The sequence below is a fragment of the Aeromonas sp. 600774 genome (assembly GCF_049175075.1).
GTDB lineage: Bacteria > Pseudomonadota > Gammaproteobacteria > Enterobacterales > Aeromonadaceae > Aeromonas > Aeromonas veronii_A.
The window spans coordinates 104,031-118,827 of sequence record NZ_JAAKUJ010000010.1 but is presented as its reverse complement, the minus strand read 5'-3'; the positions used below and the strand labels follow the sequence as shown (position 1 = coordinate 118,827).

The following is a 14,797-nucleotide window of genomic DNA, read 5'->3' as shown; positions in this document are numbered from 1 at the left end:
ACGATGAATGTCAGTGTGTTATCCGTCAGAAATGTGACAGCACAGGTCGGCGTAGATGATGTGATCAATATGGAAGTGCTATTTAGCCATCTTCCTGATTTCGTCCCCTTTAGCGCCCGAAAAGACGATGCGGAAGAGCATGGTCGTGAGCTATACACCAGGGCGATGTTTGGTGAGTTCGGGACAATCACCGTCATACCCCAGCCCCTGCCGACAACGGCCGAGATGCAGGCCATTTTGGATACAAAATTACACCTCGCAGCCACAGCAATGGCGCCACTGGAAGATGCGGCACAACTGGGGATCATCAGCAATGCAGAGCGAGAGCGACTGACGGCTTGGCAACAATATCGGGTTGCCCTCTACCGGTTGCCGCAAAGCGAAGGGTGGCCCACCGATGTCACCTGGCCGGATGCCCCGCAATGAGCTGGACGCAAGGCACGCTGCGCTTGCCAGCCAGCACCGGGGCGATCCACTCCCGTGCCAGCGGGGTGCTTGGCCAACTGCCAGACAGCCAGGCTGGCGCCGTGGCTCACTTGCAGGCACTGGCCCCAAGGGCGCAATACCGCCCCACTCCCATCAGCCAAGCCGCTGCCGCGCTGGAAGGACTGCGGGCAGAGCTCGACCGGCTGCTGGTCACCGGTCGCTGCCTGACCGTAACCCCCTATCAGCATGGGGTGGGCCAACACCAGGGCAACCAGTACAGCCTCGCCGCCCCCAATGCGGTGGCCACCCTTGCCGCCAAGCTGCAGGACGGGGCAGATCCCCTTCTGCCGACTGGCCAGCTGCACTCCATCGCTTGGTTGGTCACTGGTAACAGCGAAACCGCGCTGGCCGATGCCTTGGCGCCGCTTTGCGCCATCCTGCCGCTGCCGGAGTGGTGCGCGGCCCTGCGCCGCCTATCGGCCAACAACGATGCCATGAGCAAGCCCACCGCCGCCAAGGTGCCACGCTGGAAAGCAGACGAGCCGCTGGTATGGAACCCGCTTCGCTCGGCTCGCTCACTGCTCGGGGCCGAGCTCGCCCAACTGGAGAGCCTGGCACTGGGAACTACTACCCCGATCGCCCAGCTGGCCGCCTTGGCACAACGTCGCGCGGCCAAACTGGCAGAGCTGGAGAAGGCACTGGGCCAGCTGGCTACCATCAGCGGCCAGCTGTGGTACTGGCAAGCGCAAGGTGATGCAGCAAGCCTGGCCGCCCAACTGGGCCAGAGCAGCCCGCCAGACCATAGCCACAGCATGACGGTCGGCGCCCTGCTGCTCTCCCCCTTCCCGCTCACCTTCTGGCAGGAGTTAACCTGATGAGCCAAACCGCCATGCTCACCCTGGACGGTGAGCCGATTGTGATGAAGTCGATGCGGATCACCGCATCGATGCAGTTTCAGGACAAGGACAGCAGCGGCCAAACCAGCTCGACCAGCAGTTCGGAGCAAGGAGCCAAAGCCAAGGAACTCGATATCTCGGGCATCGTCCCCTTCAAGGATGAGCAGACCCTGAGCCGCCTGTTTGAGCTGGCCGATGCCAAAGGAGATGGCGGCAAGCGCCACATCTACCGGGTCGGGTCGCTCTTAGCCAAATCAGTGAAGGTGCGTCAGGCCAAGTTTGCCGGGCGCATTACCGCCAGCGAGCAGGAGGGACTGCTGGCGTGGCAAGTGCAGTTCACCCTGCGCGAACACAACTCGGTACCCGAGAAGCGGGAACAGCGGATGCCAAAGGCACCGGCCACCGTGGGCCAGGGCAATGCCAACACCAAACCTGCCAAGCCAGCCGATGGCAATAACGGCAAGCCAGCAACAGAACAAGAGCAACTGAGCTCCTGGGAGCAGACCATCAAAGGGCTGGATAACAAACTGGGAGACCTGATGGCGTGAAACTCTCGACCAACCTCACCCTGGGCGGCCAACCGGCAAACCTCATCGACCACGATATCGTGCTGGATCTCTGCGCGGGCGGACGTGCCGCCCTCACCATCGAGGGGAACGCCTATAAGGGGCAAACCCTGACCGTGGATCTGGGCTATAACGGCGAGCTGCGCCGCTGGTTTACCGGATATGTGTATGACGTACAGCCCGCCAGCAATGGCGCCAGCAAGCTACTGTGCCGTGAACTGGCCGGGATACTGGGGAGTGCATTTCCGGTCAGCCTTCAACACGCTACCCTGCGCGGTCTGCTGGCCTGGTTGAGCGACCAGACAAAACTCACCTTTTTGCTGCCGGATGGGGCCGACTATACCGATCGGCCTATCCCAAATTTCACCAGCGCCGGCACCGGCTATCAGCTGCTCAACAACGCGGGTCGCGCCTTTGCGGTACCGGACTTCATCTGGCATCAGCAACCGGATGGCGCCATCTACGTGGGCAGTCATGCCCATAGCCGCTGGGCCGAGCGGGCGGTAAAGCTGGATCCGGCCTTCTCCAGCCGCCAGGCGGGCAACACCCTCACCACTGCGCCGATCCCGGCCATGCGCCCGGGCGCACTCATCAACGGCAAGCGGGTGGAACGGGTACGCCTCAAGGGTGATGAGATGACCCTCACCACGGCAACCCCCGGTAAACCGGTGAAGTCGCCGGAGCGGCGCAAGATGGAGGGCGAGTTCCCGGAGCTGGCCGACCAGATGCACCTGCCCAAGTTCGGGCGGGTCGAGGCCATCAGTGACAGCGCGGTCGCTGGCCAGCTCAATGATCCGTTTCGCCCGCGCTATGCGGTGGACGTGCAACTACTGGGGGAAGATGGCCAGCCGGACAAGGCTGCCCCACTCTATCGCGCCGTGCCGCTGCCGGTGATGTTCGGCGGGGCCGAGCAGGGACTACTGCAGTTCCCCATCGAGGGAACGATCGTCGAACTGGGGTTTGCCTTCGGCCGCGCTGACCGACCATTCATTCGCACTGTGCTGGGCTCGGGCTGGCCGCTGCCTGACATTGCCCCGGGCGAACAGCTCCAGCAGCAGCGGGCCGAGGTGTTCAGCCGCACCGATACTGTGGGCAACCAGCACCGCCACACTGACCGCACCCAGCATGACAAGGCACTATTGATGCATCGCGAGGCGGACGACTACCAGGGCGAGTTCGGCCAGCATCAGCTCACCACCCAACAGCACAGCGTGGAGCAGATCGGGGCAATGAAGCGCATCGAGGCACTCGGTGCCATCGAGCTGCTGGCCGGTGATGACTTGATGGCGGGGTGCCTGGGCAATATGACCCATACCACGGCCGGTGATCTGGTGGAGGTGATCGGGCAACTGCGGCGCAGTGTGGCTGGAGAGCTGCAGCACTTCGAGGCGCCCCGTTCGTGGATGGGCAGCGAGGGGGTGAACATCTTCGGTCTGCTACTGCAGCTCATGAACCTGGTGGAGCAGCTGGCCGCTACCACCGCGAGCCATACCCACGGCGGGCCAGCCCCCACCAATGCCGAGACATTCAACGGCCAGAGCAAGCAGGTTGGCCAGTTGGCTAATGCCCTATCACCTATGATCGAATAAAAATAAAGGGCCATTAAGGCCCTTTATTTTGCTCAAACATTTCACTATTTAGCTTATCTTTCAGCTCCTCAAAAGACAGTTTGTCCAGAGCCTGATCCAGCTTCATTAGGCCATGGGCCGCACAATTTTGAGAATAGAGTTCTTTTCCAAAACGCCAGCTAGTCTGTTTGACATAGCACTGCTCCCAGCCTAACCGCTCAATGCTCGACATACTGACTTTCTTTGTCAGATAGCCGGAAAAACCAGCGAGAACGACTAGCAACATGACAATCACCAGTCGCTGCTTGCCAGCTTTAGAGGATAGATTGGGCTCGGGGATATTCTTAGATAACATCAGCTTTCCCCCCGCATACAGCATGAAGGGAGCGGCAAGCAAGCCAATGAAGATTGCAAACCATCCTCGCCAATCATTCATTCTGAATGGGTCATCTGGTGTCTGTGCTAATAGCGCAGTGAATTCAGCGCCAAATACCATGGCCATCCAGAGACTCGCACACCCAAAGAGGAACACAACCAAACCACTGGCCCGCATTTGCCATGAAACCTTTACCGTCATTCGAACTTCGCCTTAATCGCTTGCAGTCTAAAAACACAGCCCTTTAACCAAGACTGAATCAAACCTATTACCTGTAGACTTATCAGCGACGATAGATGTCATATTCTGACAAAAATCAGACACATCGGTCTAGGGAGACATTTGCAGCCATGTTATGTTGAGTGGATTTTATTCGTGTCGATGAGGAATTCAGATGGCAAAAAGTGCTGCAAAAGTTGGGGATATTGGAACAGATCATGACGGCTTCCATCCAACAGCCATTACTGCTGGCTCTCCTGATGTATTCATAGATGGGATTCCCGCTGCACGTGTTGGTGATCCGCTGGCTCCTCATGACAAGCCAAATAACCCACCACATCCTCGGAAGATCGCATCAGGTTCTTCCACTGTTTTTATAAATGGAATGCCTGCCGCACTCACTGGCGGAGCCGTTGACTGTGGTGGAGTAATCATCGGCTCAGGCACCGTCGTCATCGGAGACCAAGCACCTGCAGCCCGTTCCGCGAGATCGGCCCCACCGGCACAACCGGTAGAGATCCCAGCACAGAATGCTTATTGGCCTCCATATGACTTCGCTCAAGGAAAACATCTGGAAGTCGTATATGTATCACCACCGAAAGACTTTGCTGTTTTAACTCTAGATGAAGCCAAAGAGTTATTGAAAAATCTCTACGATGAAACTGGCGGGAAAAATACAATCAGCGATGTCAACGCATATCATAGTTTATATGATGGGATTAAAACATCAGTTGAAACAGCAAGAGGACTCGGGGGATTAGGAGTAACGGCTTATACAAAAAATATAAAAGGCGTTGATTATGTCATCATTAAAGGCTATCGGCGCCACGCACAGACACTGATGAGAGGAAATAAATGGAAGGCAAGTAACCCTAAAGTGGTTCAAGCTGGAATTGGCATAAATGATGTAAAAGGTGCGGTTAGATACGCAAAAATTAATGTTGGCGTTGAGATTGTTTTTGCAACAGCTGTCAATGCTGTAGATTTTATCATGCATGACGATGCTACCTTGGCGGATTTTGTTGGCAATAGTGCAGGTGATATTACTAAAGGACTCATCAGTCTTGGTGTAGCGACACTTGCTGTTGTCATGGTTCCAGCAACTGCAGGAATTGTGGCTACTGGATTTGTGTTTGCTGCCTCTTCGTTCCTTAGTGGGCAAGCGCTAGATTATTTCGATAACCAATATGGATATTCAAAAGCACTAACAGGGAAAATCAAAGAGGTACTTGAGTGAATTATATTAGAATACTTTTCTTTGGTGCAATCGCAGCTGGGAGTACGTTCTTCGGTTGGGACATGCTACAGCAAGCTTTTGGTGAGCATCGGGAAATCTATGTGATAGCTGGAATACTAAATTACTGGGCCGTTTTTTCCTGTCTATCTTCCAGCCTAATAATAATTTTGTATTGCTCTGTTGAAATTACCACTGGTAAATCGCTAGCAGCATTTCTAAAAAAGGGAATATTAATAAGTTGTATGCTCATCTCCCCTGCAATTTCATTATCTTTGAAAGAGTTAACTATTAACAAAGTAAACAGTTATGTACTATGCAACGAACTGAGTAAGGTCACCTCTCGCTTCACAAGCAAAACGTACGCAATAAATAACAACATATGCACGACCCTAGAAAGTGAAAAGAAGTAATGCGTAGATAAAGGCATCGTAATGATTTATATCATAAGGGTTTTTATTGCGACTACACTTATCTGGTTCGGATATGAACAGATATCTGAGGATTTGTACGCAACGTTATCCAATGGTACGCAGTCATTCAGAGTTAGTGGCATTGCCAATATTTGGGCATCTTACTGTGCACCATTAATCGGCATTGTATTGTTTGTTCATGTGTTAATGTCATTAGCAAAAACTGGTAATCCAGATAAGATTTTTCAACGAGGAGCTGTGATTATCATCTTCGTCATTGCACCAATCTTAGCCTTTGGAACCAAGATTAAATTAAGTATCAAGTCTGAAATTTACGTGGAGTGTCAGGAGCTAAAACGGGTTTCACGTTGGAATTCTTACCAAGTTTATGCCATATCAGTTGATAAGTGCCAATTACTAAAAGATAGATAGAACGCAGAAGGCCCCACGATGTGGGGTCTCCTTCATTCTGCCTGACAGCACCAAAGCATGGCCAGGGAAAGGCGCCGCATGTATGAGCACCATATGGCAGGCGCACCTCATACGCGAGACTCATAGTCAAGCACAGCAGCCAGAGCGCAGCAGAGAAGCCCACGGCGGCGTCTGCGCCACGGAATCCGCGCTCATCCGCTCCCGCCTGCGGGCTTCACCAGGAAAATTTTTTGCAAAAGTGGATTACCGCAAAACCATATGCCCAGACCGCGCCAGATAAAGGATCCGCAGAGCGTTGAGGATCTGCAAAGAAGGATCTTTTTTGCAGGGTTTTACAGTTTGAAGGCGGGGTGAATAGCCCCAATGAAAGCCTAAGTCATTGAATAAATTAGGATGGCCGTATTTTTCGTGGGGATCGGACCTATAGGAAAGGATCCGGTTTGCTACAGGGAAACAGCGCGAAGGCTTTTTGTTTCAGTGGGTTAAGCACCAGAAGTGGTTCTTTGAAAACTGAAATTTTGAAGGTGCTCTATGCCATTGGTGAGCCGATTGCCATCCCCACGGAAAATAGGTTTTCTAACGACCGCAACCACTACACGGCAGGGTTATAGAGTCGGCCTAAATCGATCACCGAAATTTCTGTCGCCACTTTGTCGCCACTTTGGCACAAATAAAAAGGCCACTATTTCTAGTGGCCTTTCGTAACTCTTTGATTTCAATGGTGCCCGAGGCCGGAATCGAACCGGCACGACGCGAACGTCGAGGGATTTTAAATCCCTTGTGTCTACCGATTTCACCACTCGGGCACCGCAATCGGTATCAAGCTCGCGTGGCGGGCTTGTCAATATGGAGGCACGTTCCGGAGTCGAACCGGACTAAACGGATTTGCAATCCGCTGCATAACCGCTTTGCTAACGCGCCATGCAAAAGAGAATTGGCTCTCTATTGTCTGAATTTGGAGCGGGAAACGAGACTCGAACTCGCGACCCCGACCTTGGCAAGGTCGTGCTCTACCAACTGAGCTATTCCCGCATTGGTCTGGCTGACTGCCTGACTACGAGGACGCATTCTAGCGATGTTCCTCGCCCAGTCAACCAGAAATGTTTAATACCCTGATCGTTCGGGCATTTTTTGCCCTTTTTGAACAGTTTTAGCGCCTTTGGCCGTTTCCTGCCTCAAATCAGCGGAAACCTCACCTTGCAGCGCAAGTGACTCACAGGTTGGCGTGGTGGGTCAAATCGCCCCAAGCGGCCTTCATGTACTGGAACATCGACCAGAAGGTGAGCACGGTGGCAACATAGAGCAGCACGTAGGCGAGCCACACCATCCAGACGTTGTATTGCCAAATCAGACCGGTGAGCGACACCATCTGGATCATGGTCTTCCACTTGCCAATCCAGCTCACCGCCACCGAGGAGCGTTTGCCCAGTTCGGCCATCCACTCACGCAGGGCGGAGATGATTATCTCGCGGCCAATCATGGTCATGGCGGGGATGGTCACCCAGATGGTGTTGTAGTGTTCGACGATAACCACCAGTGCGGCGGCGACCATGATCTTGTCGGCAACCGGGTCAAGGAAGGCGCCAAAGGCGGTGGACTGATTGAGCTTGCGAGCCAGATAGCCATCAAACCAGTCGGTGGCAGCGGCCAGAATAAAGATGATGGCGGCAGCCAGATAGGACCATTGATAAGGCAGATAGAACAGGATGACGAAGACGGGAATGAGCAAAATCCGGAAAAACGTCAACAGGTTAGGTATATTTGTCATTATTTTCAGCCACTTCTTGTACGTCGCTACATAGTGCGCCAAAGCCGATTTGCGATGCAACCGCACTGGCGCCCGTCTTGGTCTTTTTAATCCATCAATCTTCTCAAAATCCGAGGGCCATTATGGCATTTACGGCCCCCTCGCGTCACGGCTCTTGTGCATCAAGGAGTTAGCGATTTTGCCATGCTGCTAACCCTGCTCAGGCGCTGTGCAAGCCATCGTGGATGGTCTGGGCCAGCTCCTGACTGATGCCGGGTACCTTGGCCAGTTCATCCACGCTCGCCTTTTTAACCTCCTGCAGGCCGCCCAGATATTTGAGCAGCGCCTGCCGCCGCTTTGGCCCCACCCCCGGAATATCCTCCAGCGTGCTGCTGGTGCGGGCCTTGGCCCGTCTGGCACGGTGGCCGGTAATGGCAAAACGGTGGGATTCATCGCGAATATGCTGAATAAGGTGCAAAGCGGGCATATCTGCCGGCAAATGCAGCTCTTCGTGGCTCTCCCCCATGATGAGAGTTTCCAACCCCGCCTTGCGGGTGACCCCCTTGGCAATCCCCACCAGCAGCGGATATTTACCGCCGAGAAACTCCAGCTGACGGGCCAGGATCTCTTCGGCGCGACGCAACTGACCGAGGCCACCGTCAATAAACAGCACATCAGGCACCTTGTCCGGCTCCTGCTGCTTGCCAAAGCGGCGCTCCAGCGCCTGCTCCATGGCCGCGTAGTCATCACCACCAGTGATACCGTCGATGTTGAAACGACGATATTCCGATGAGAGCGGCCCCTCCCGGTTGAACACCACGCAAGAGGCCACGGTGCGCTCCCCCATGGTGTGGGAGATATCGAAACACTCCATGCGGGCGATGGGACGCTCCAGCTCCAGCAGCTCTTCCAGCTGGTCGTAGCGGGCGGTGATGGTGCTCTTGTGAGCCAGCCGCGAGCGCAGCGCCGTCTCGGCGTTGATGGAGGCGAGCTTGATAAAGCGGGCCCGTTCGGCGCGGGTACGGCTCACCACCCGCACCTTGTAGCCTGCGGTCTGGCTCAGAGTCTCGGCGATGACGCTCTCGTCCTCAAGGGCCACATCGAGCAGCACCTCGCTCGGGATCTGCCGCCCCCCCTGCCCCGACAGATAGAACTGCAGCAGGAAGGATTGCACCACCTCATCGAGCTGGGTATCAGCAGGCACTTTCGGGAAGTAGCTGCGTGAGCCGAGCACCTTGCCCTGACGGATAAAGAGCACGTGGATGCAAGCAGCACCTTGCTGGAAGGCGACCCCCACCACATCCAGCTCGTCCAGTACGTTGCCGCTCACCGACTGCTGTTCGGTGACCCGGCGCAGCGCCAGGATCTGATCCCGGTAGCGGGCCGCCTCTTCAAAGCGCAGCTCGCCGCTGGCAGACTCCATCTTGCCCACCAGCTCGCCAATCACTTGCTGGTTCTTGCCCGCCAGAAACAGTTTGGCAAGCTCCACCTGCTGGGCATATTCGGCCTCGCTCACCAACCCGGGTACGCAAGGGCCAGCGCAACGCTTGAGCTGATAGAGCAGACAGGGACGGGTGCGGTTGGCATAGACCGCATCCTCGCACTGGCGCACCGGAAAAATCTTCTGCATCAGATGCAAACTCTCGCGCACCGCACCGCCAGAGGGGTATGGGCCGAAGTACTCCCCCTTCACCTTGCGGGCGCCGCGATGGACGCCGATGCGCGGATGCTGGTGCGCGGTGATGATGATCCAGGGGTAGGATTTGTCGTCCCTCAGCAGCACGTTGTAACGGGGCTGGTACTGCTTGATGAGATTGTGCTCGAGGATCAGCGCCTCGGTCTCGGTGTGGGTGACGGTGACCTGAATATCGGCGATCTGGCGCACCAGGGTGCGGGTCTTGATGCTGTCGACGTTGGTGCGAAAGTAGGAGGCGAGCCGCTTTTTCAGATCCTTGGCCTTGCCCACATAGATCACGGTGCCACCGCTGTCATACATGCGGTAGACGCCACTCTGATGGGTGACGGCGCTCAGAAACGCCTTGCTGTCGAAGAGAGGTTCGGGAGAGAAGGTCATCAGCTACTCGGCTCACACAAAGGCAAAAATTGACGGGCAGAGCATACTGCCCTCGCCGCCCGAAAAGCAAAGGGGCAGAAAAGCAAAAAGGCGGCACGCGCCGCCTTTGTGACCACACGCCAGCCGATTAGAGGGTATCGGCATCCAGCATGCCATAGCGAATGGCCAGATGGGTCAGTTCCACGTCACCGTTGATCCCCAGCTTGCTGAACAGACGATAGCGGTAGCTGTTGACCGTCTTCGGGCTCAGGTTGAGCTGCTCGGAGATATCGGTCACCTTCTGCCCCTTGGTGATCATCATCATGATCTGCAGCTCGCGCTCGGAGAGGGACTTGAAGGGATTCTCGTCAGCGGAGGCAAATTGGCTGAGGGCCATCTGCTGGGCAATCTCCGGGGAGATGTAGCGCTGACCGGAGTGCACCAACCGGATCGCCTGGATCATCTCGTCGGGAGCAGCCCCCTTGGTCAGGTAACCGGCGGCGCCTGCCTGCATCACCTTGGTGGGGAACGGATTTTCTGAATGAATGGTCAGCACTATGATGCGCACATCGGGGCGGATCCGCAGAATTTTGCGGGTCGCTTCCAGACCACCAATACCCGGCATGTTCATGTCCATCAGGATCACGTCCGGATGGTGTTGGCGACAGAACGTAACTGCGGTCTCGCCGCTCTGTGCCTCACCCACCACCTTGATCCCGCGCACATCTTCAAGAATGCGTCTTATCCCTGTACGCACCAGCTCATGATCATCGACCAGGAATACATTTATCACCCAAACACCCCGTTTTATCTCGTTTTAGCCGCCCGGTTAGGGTTAACAGGGCGTCTTGCATCATAACCAAACTCGTCGCTTTGGCAAACCATGCACGCCAAAAGTTTGAGAAAACCCATGTTTAGCGTTTAAAATCAAATAATTATATAAATTTTCAAAACAAAAAACGGTGCCTTGCGACACCGTTTTTCATGACGTTAGTGCTGTGGCCATCACTTGGCCAAAAAGGCCCGCACCTTCTCCAGATCGGCCTGGGTATCCACCCCGACCGGCGGCGCTTCAAGGGCCTGGGCGACGTGGATCTTCTCCCCGTACCAGAGCACCCGCAGTTGCTCCAGTGCCTCGACCTGCTCCAGCACGCTCGGTGCCCAGTCTACGTAACGCTGGATAAAGCCGGCGCGATAGGCATAGATACCGATATGACGCTGGTAGTGGTCACCAATCTGCTCATGGCTCTTGGCAAAGCGATCCCGATCCCACGGGATGCTGGCGCGACTGAAGTAGAGGGCATAGCCATCCTTGTCAGTCACCACCTTGACCGCATTGGGATTGAACGCCTCTTCAGCATCCTTGATCGGCACCGACAAGGTCGCCATCGGCGCCGTGGCGGCGGCCAGATTGTCCGCCACCTGACGAATGATGGCGGGCGGAATAAGCGGCTCATCCCCCTGCACATTGACGATGATGGTATCGGCGGCGAAGCCGTAGTGACGGCACACCTCTGCCAGACGCTCGGTGCCGGACTGGTGATCCGGTGAGGTCATGCACACCTCGACGCCGGTGCTCAGCAGTGCCTGCTGCACCCGCTCGTCATCGGTGGCAACGATCACCCGATCGGCACCTGATTGCAGAGCTTTCTCCACCACATGCTGCACCATGGGCTTGCCATGGATATCCGCCAGCGGCTTGCCCGGCAGACGAGTTGACGCATAGCGGGCAGGAATGACGACGACGAAACTCATGACGGCAGCTCATCGCTGTTGAGAGGACGGGCACGGTTCTCCAGTAGTACCGGGATCCCCTCTTCCAGCGGATAGGCCAGCTTGTCGAAGCGGCAGACCAACTCATGAACTGCTTTGTTGTAATGCAGCTTACCCTTGCAGACCGGGCAGGCGATGATGTCGAGCAACTTGATGTCCAAAGCCAAAACGATACTCCTTCAACGATGTCGCGCTGGCGGCTTCATCACGCCAGCGATGGATGTCGAGCAACCAGCTATTCCATACGGGGCATATCAACCCCCAGCTCCCCCGCCGAGGCGAGAGAGATTAATCTTGCGCCCTGGCCGCGCCCTTTGCCTTCGCCCCCAGCTTGTGCAGCAGGGTGTCGAGCAGGGAGGCGGGCAACTCGGCGCTGACCGGTAGATACCACCAGTTATCGAGGGCAAACGGGCGGCACTTGACCGCATCCTTCTCGGTCATCAGCAGCGGCTTGCTGGCAAAGCGCCCAACCAACTCATCCCGATCGAAGGGGTGATGATCGCCGTAGGCGGCCTGCTGCTCCAGCTGGTAGCCGAGCCCTTCCAGGGTGGCAAAGAAGCGGGGCGGATGACCGATCCCCGCCAACGCATCGACCGGCCCCGACAAGGGGGCGGCAAGCGGTGCATCGTCGCGCACCCGGCGCGGGGTGTCGGCGATCAGTTGCATGGGGTACTCCCCCTTGCCCGGTTCACCGCCGTTGCAGATGATGGCGTCCACCCGTTTGAGACGAGTGACCGGCTCGCGCAGCGGCCCCATCGGCAGCAGGCAGGCGTTGCCAAAACGGCGAGCGCCATCCACCACCACCAGCTCGATGTCGCGGGCCAGCGCATAGTGCTGCAGACCGTCGTCGGTGATGATGATATCCACCTCACCGCTCTGCTCCAGCAGTCGTACCGCGTCGGCCCGTTTCGGGGCAACCACCACGGGGCAGCGGCAGCGCCGGGCAATCAGCACCGGCTCATCACCTGCTTGCGCCGTGGTGCTGGTCTTATCCAGCCGATAGGGGTAATGGGGCGCCTTGCCACCATAACCACGGCTCACCACCCCGGGGCGATAGCCGCGGGCTTGCAACTGCTCCACCAGCCAGACCACCACCGGCGTCTTGCCGTTGCCCCCCACCGAAATATTGCCCACCACAATGACCGGCAAGGAGGAGCGATACCCCTTGCACCAGCCGTGACGATAGGCGTAGCGGCGGGTGCCGCTGATGATGGCAAACAGCAAGGCAAAGGGGGCCAGCAACCAGCGCCAGCCACTTTTGCGATACCAGAGCCGTTCCAGCATCAGGCCTTGCTTCCCGCGTTGCCAAACTGAATAGCGCGCAGCTGGGCATAGGTGCCGCGCTGCTCCATCAATGCTTCGTGGTTCCCGCGCTCGACGATATGACCTTCGTCGATCACCAGGATCTCATCCGCCTTCTCGATGGTGGAGAGACGGTGGGCGATCACCAGCGAGGTACGGGCCTTGCAAAGCTCGTCAATGGCCGCCTGAATGTGGCGCTCGGACTCGGTATCGAGAGCTGAGGTGGCTTCATCCAGCAGCAGAACCGGCGCATCGCGCAGCAGGGCGCGGGCGATGGCAACACGCTGGCGCTGACCACCGGAGAGGGATGCACCGTTCTCGCCAACCACAGTGTCATACCCGTTGCTCATCTTGCTGACGAACTCGTCGGCGTGAGCGATACGGGCGGCCTGCACGATCTGGTCGCGGCTGTATTTGTCTTCTGCGGCGTAGGCGATGTTGTTGGCCACCGAGTCATTGAACAGGTGGACATGCTGGGAGACCAGCGCGTACTGCTTGCGCAGCTCGCTCAACTTGTATTCGCGGATGTTGATGCCGTCCAGCAGGATCTCGCCCTGATCGATGTCGTAGAAGCGGGTCAACAGGCTGGCAATGGTACTCTTGCCAGAGCCGGAACGGCCCACCAGCGCCACCGATTTACCCGCCTCCACCTTGAAGCTGACGTTGTGCAGCGCCGGGGTATCCTTGGTCGGGTAGGTGAAGGTGACGTTGCGAAACTCGATCTCGCCGCGAGCACGCTCCAGAGTGCGGGTGCCGGTATCCTGCTCCGGCTCGGTGTCGAGCAGGCCAAACAGGCTGTGGCAGGCAGTGATGGCCCGCTGGAACTGGTTATTGACGTCGGTCAGGCTTTTCAGCGGCTTGAGCAGCATCATCATGGAGGTGATCATGACGGTAAACGTACCGGCAGTCAGCTCGCTGCGCACACTGTCGATGGTAGCTACATAGAGGAAGGCAGCCAGCGCGATGGAGGCAACCATCTGCACCACCGGGCTGCCGATGGCATCGGCAGCGACCATCTTCATGGTCTGCTGGCGCATGTTGTTGCTGACCTGGAAGAAGCGTTTCTCTTCAACCTTCTGGCCACCAAACATCAGCACCTCTTTGTGCCCTTTGAGCATCTGCTCGGTGGAGGTGGTGATATCCCCCACCGCCTGCTGAATGTGACGGCTGATCTGGCGGAAACGACGGCTGATAAGGCCGATGATGACCCCCACCAGCGGGCCAACCACCAGGAAAATCACTGACAGCTGCCAGGAGTGCCAGAACATCAGGCCGAGCAGCCCGACCACGGTCGCCCCTTCCCGCACTAGGGTCACCAGCGTGGTGCTCGCCGCCGAGGAGACCTGACTGGCGTCATAGGTCACTTTGGAGAGCAGATGACCGGTGTTCTGACGGTCGAAGAAGCTCATCGGCATTGCCACCATGTGATTGAACACCTGCTGTTGCAGACGCATCACCACGTGGTTGCCGACCCAGGCCATGCAGTAGTTGGAGAGAAAGTTGGCGACACCGCGCAGGGCCACGATGCCGAGGACGAAGAAGGGCATCCATTTCAGAACGGTGCTGTCGTTGCCATTGATGCCCTGATCGATCAGCGGCTTGATGGAGTAGACAAAGGTGGTATCCACGGCGGCGTAGCCCAGCATCCCTATGATGCCACCGACCAGGCCCAGCTTGCGATCACGGACATAACCGAGCAGGCGTTTGAATACTGGCCAGCTCTCTTGTGAGGTTTCTTGTTGCATGAATAGCCGTTAGTAATGGAAATGACGGGCTATTCTAGCCAAAGCGC

General features: G+C 56.8%; 14 protein-coding genes and 3 tRNA genes. 6 read left to right on the top strand and 11 right to left on the bottom strand.

Features of this window, described 5'->3' with window-relative positions:
• Nucleotides 1-3: 3 nt before the first annotated feature.
• From G5171_RS12530 to G5171_RS12515, 4 genes are read left to right on the top strand one after another with little or no spacing between them, the layout of a single operon-like run.
• The gene (locus G5171_RS12530) at nt 4-426 is read left to right on the top strand and encodes a tail fiber assembly protein (RefSeq protein WP_421260253.1); all 423 of its coding nucleotides are present in this window, start codon (nt 4-6) and stop codon (nt 424-426) included.
• A complete protein-coding gene (locus G5171_RS12525) occupies nt 423-1,301 on the top strand; it encodes a hypothetical protein (protein ID WP_421260252.1) in 879 nt (292 codons plus the stop codon). Before G5171_RS12530 ends, G5171_RS12525 begins: the two co-directional genes overlap by 4 nt.
• A complete protein-coding gene (locus tag G5171_RS12520; protein WP_421260251.1) occupies nt 1,301-1,870 on the top strand; it encodes a hypothetical protein in 570 nt (189 codons plus the stop codon). Before G5171_RS12525 ends, G5171_RS12520 begins: the two co-directional genes overlap by 1 nt.
• Nucleotides 1,867-3,477: a hypothetical protein gene (locus G5171_RS12515; RefSeq protein WP_421260250.1), complete on the top strand. Its 1,611-nt coding sequence runs from the start codon at nt 1,867-1,869 to the stop codon at nt 3,475-3,477. The genes G5171_RS12520 and G5171_RS12515 overlap by 4 nt, the downstream gene beginning before the upstream one ends.
• 13 nt (nt 3,478-3,490) lie before the next feature.
• Here G5171_RS12515 and G5171_RS12510 read toward each other — a convergent pair whose 3' ends face one another.
• Nucleotides 3,491-4,033 carry a hypothetical protein gene (locus G5171_RS12510; RefSeq protein ID WP_421260249.1) on the bottom strand — a complete coding sequence of 181 codons (543 nt, stop codon included), beginning with the start codon at nt 4,031-4,033 and terminating at the stop codon, nt 3,491-3,493.
• A gap of 193 nt (nt 4,034-4,226) precedes the next feature.
• Between G5171_RS12510 and G5171_RS12505 the strand changes: the two genes are divergently transcribed.
• Complete coding sequence (locus G5171_RS12505; protein ID WP_421260248.1) at nt 4,227-5,288, top strand: type VI secretion system PAAR protein; 1,062 nt, start codon at nt 4,227-4,229, stop codon at nt 5,286-5,288.
• A gap of 431 nt (nt 5,289-5,719) precedes the next feature.
• Nucleotides 5,720-6,130, top strand: coding sequence for a hypothetical protein (locus G5171_RS12500; protein WP_421260247.1), 411 nt, complete (start codon nt 5,720-5,722; stop codon nt 6,128-6,130).
• A 719-nt stretch (nt 6,131-6,849) separates the two neighbouring features.
• Here the strand turns inward: G5171_RS12500 and G5171_RS12495 are convergent.
• The 10 genes from G5171_RS12495 to msbA all read right to left on the bottom strand — a co-directional run bounded on the left by G5171_RS12495 (nt 6,850) and on the right by msbA (nt 14,750).
• A tRNA-Leu gene (locus tag G5171_RS12495) sits at nt 6,850-6,936 on the bottom strand.
• 41 nt (nt 6,937-6,977) lie between these two features.
• Nucleotides 6,978-7,051: transfer RNA gene (locus tag G5171_RS12490), tRNA-Cys, on the bottom strand.
• A gap of 35 nt (nt 7,052-7,086) precedes the next feature.
• Nucleotides 7,087-7,162: transfer RNA gene (locus G5171_RS12485), tRNA-Gly, on the bottom strand.
• Nucleotides 7,163-7,343: 181 nt separating this feature from the next.
• The gene (gene pgsA, locus G5171_RS12480; protein WP_041234310.1) at nt 7,344-7,898 is read right to left on the bottom strand and encodes a CDP-diacylglycerol--glycerol-3-phosphate 3-phosphatidyltransferase; all 555 of its coding nucleotides are present in this window, start codon (nt 7,896-7,898) and stop codon (nt 7,344-7,346) included.
• 199 nt (nt 7,899-8,097) lie between these two features.
• Nucleotides 8,098-9,951 (bottom strand): excinuclease ABC subunit UvrC, encoded by a 1,854-nt coding sequence (gene uvrC / locus G5171_RS12475; protein WP_421260246.1) that lies wholly within the window; start codon nt 9,949-9,951, stop codon nt 8,098-8,100.
• A 127-nt stretch (nt 9,952-10,078) separates the two neighbouring features.
• Nucleotides 10,079-10,723, bottom strand: coding sequence for a UvrY/SirA/GacA family response regulator transcription factor (uvrY, locus tag G5171_RS12470; protein ID WP_005337448.1), 645 nt, complete (start codon nt 10,721-10,723; stop codon nt 10,079-10,081).
• 212 nt (nt 10,724-10,935) lie between these two features.
• Nucleotides 10,936-11,685 carry a 3-deoxy-manno-octulosonate cytidylyltransferase gene (gene kdsB, locus G5171_RS12465; RefSeq protein ID WP_201906360.1) on the bottom strand — a complete coding sequence of 250 codons (750 nt, stop codon included), beginning with the start codon at nt 11,683-11,685 and terminating at the stop codon, nt 10,936-10,938.
• The gene (locus G5171_RS12460) at nt 11,682-11,870 is read right to left on the bottom strand and encodes a Trm112 family protein (protein ID WP_005347033.1); all 189 of its coding nucleotides are present in this window, start codon (nt 11,868-11,870) and stop codon (nt 11,682-11,684) included. The genes kdsB and G5171_RS12460 overlap by 4 nt, the downstream gene beginning before the upstream one ends.
• Before the next feature lie 121 nt (nt 11,871-11,991).
• Entirely contained in the window at nt 11,992-12,987 is a 996-nt protein-coding gene (lpxK, locus tag G5171_RS12455) for a tetraacyldisaccharide 4'-kinase (RefSeq protein WP_421250356.1), read from the bottom strand.
• Nucleotides 12,987-14,750 (bottom strand): lipid A ABC transporter ATP-binding protein/permease MsbA, encoded by a 1,764-nt coding sequence (gene msbA / locus G5171_RS12450; RefSeq protein ID WP_075115539.1) that lies wholly within the window; start codon nt 14,748-14,750, stop codon nt 12,987-12,989. Before msbA ends, lpxK begins: the two co-directional genes overlap by 1 nt.
• Nucleotides 14,751-14,797 lie beyond the last annotated feature (47 nt).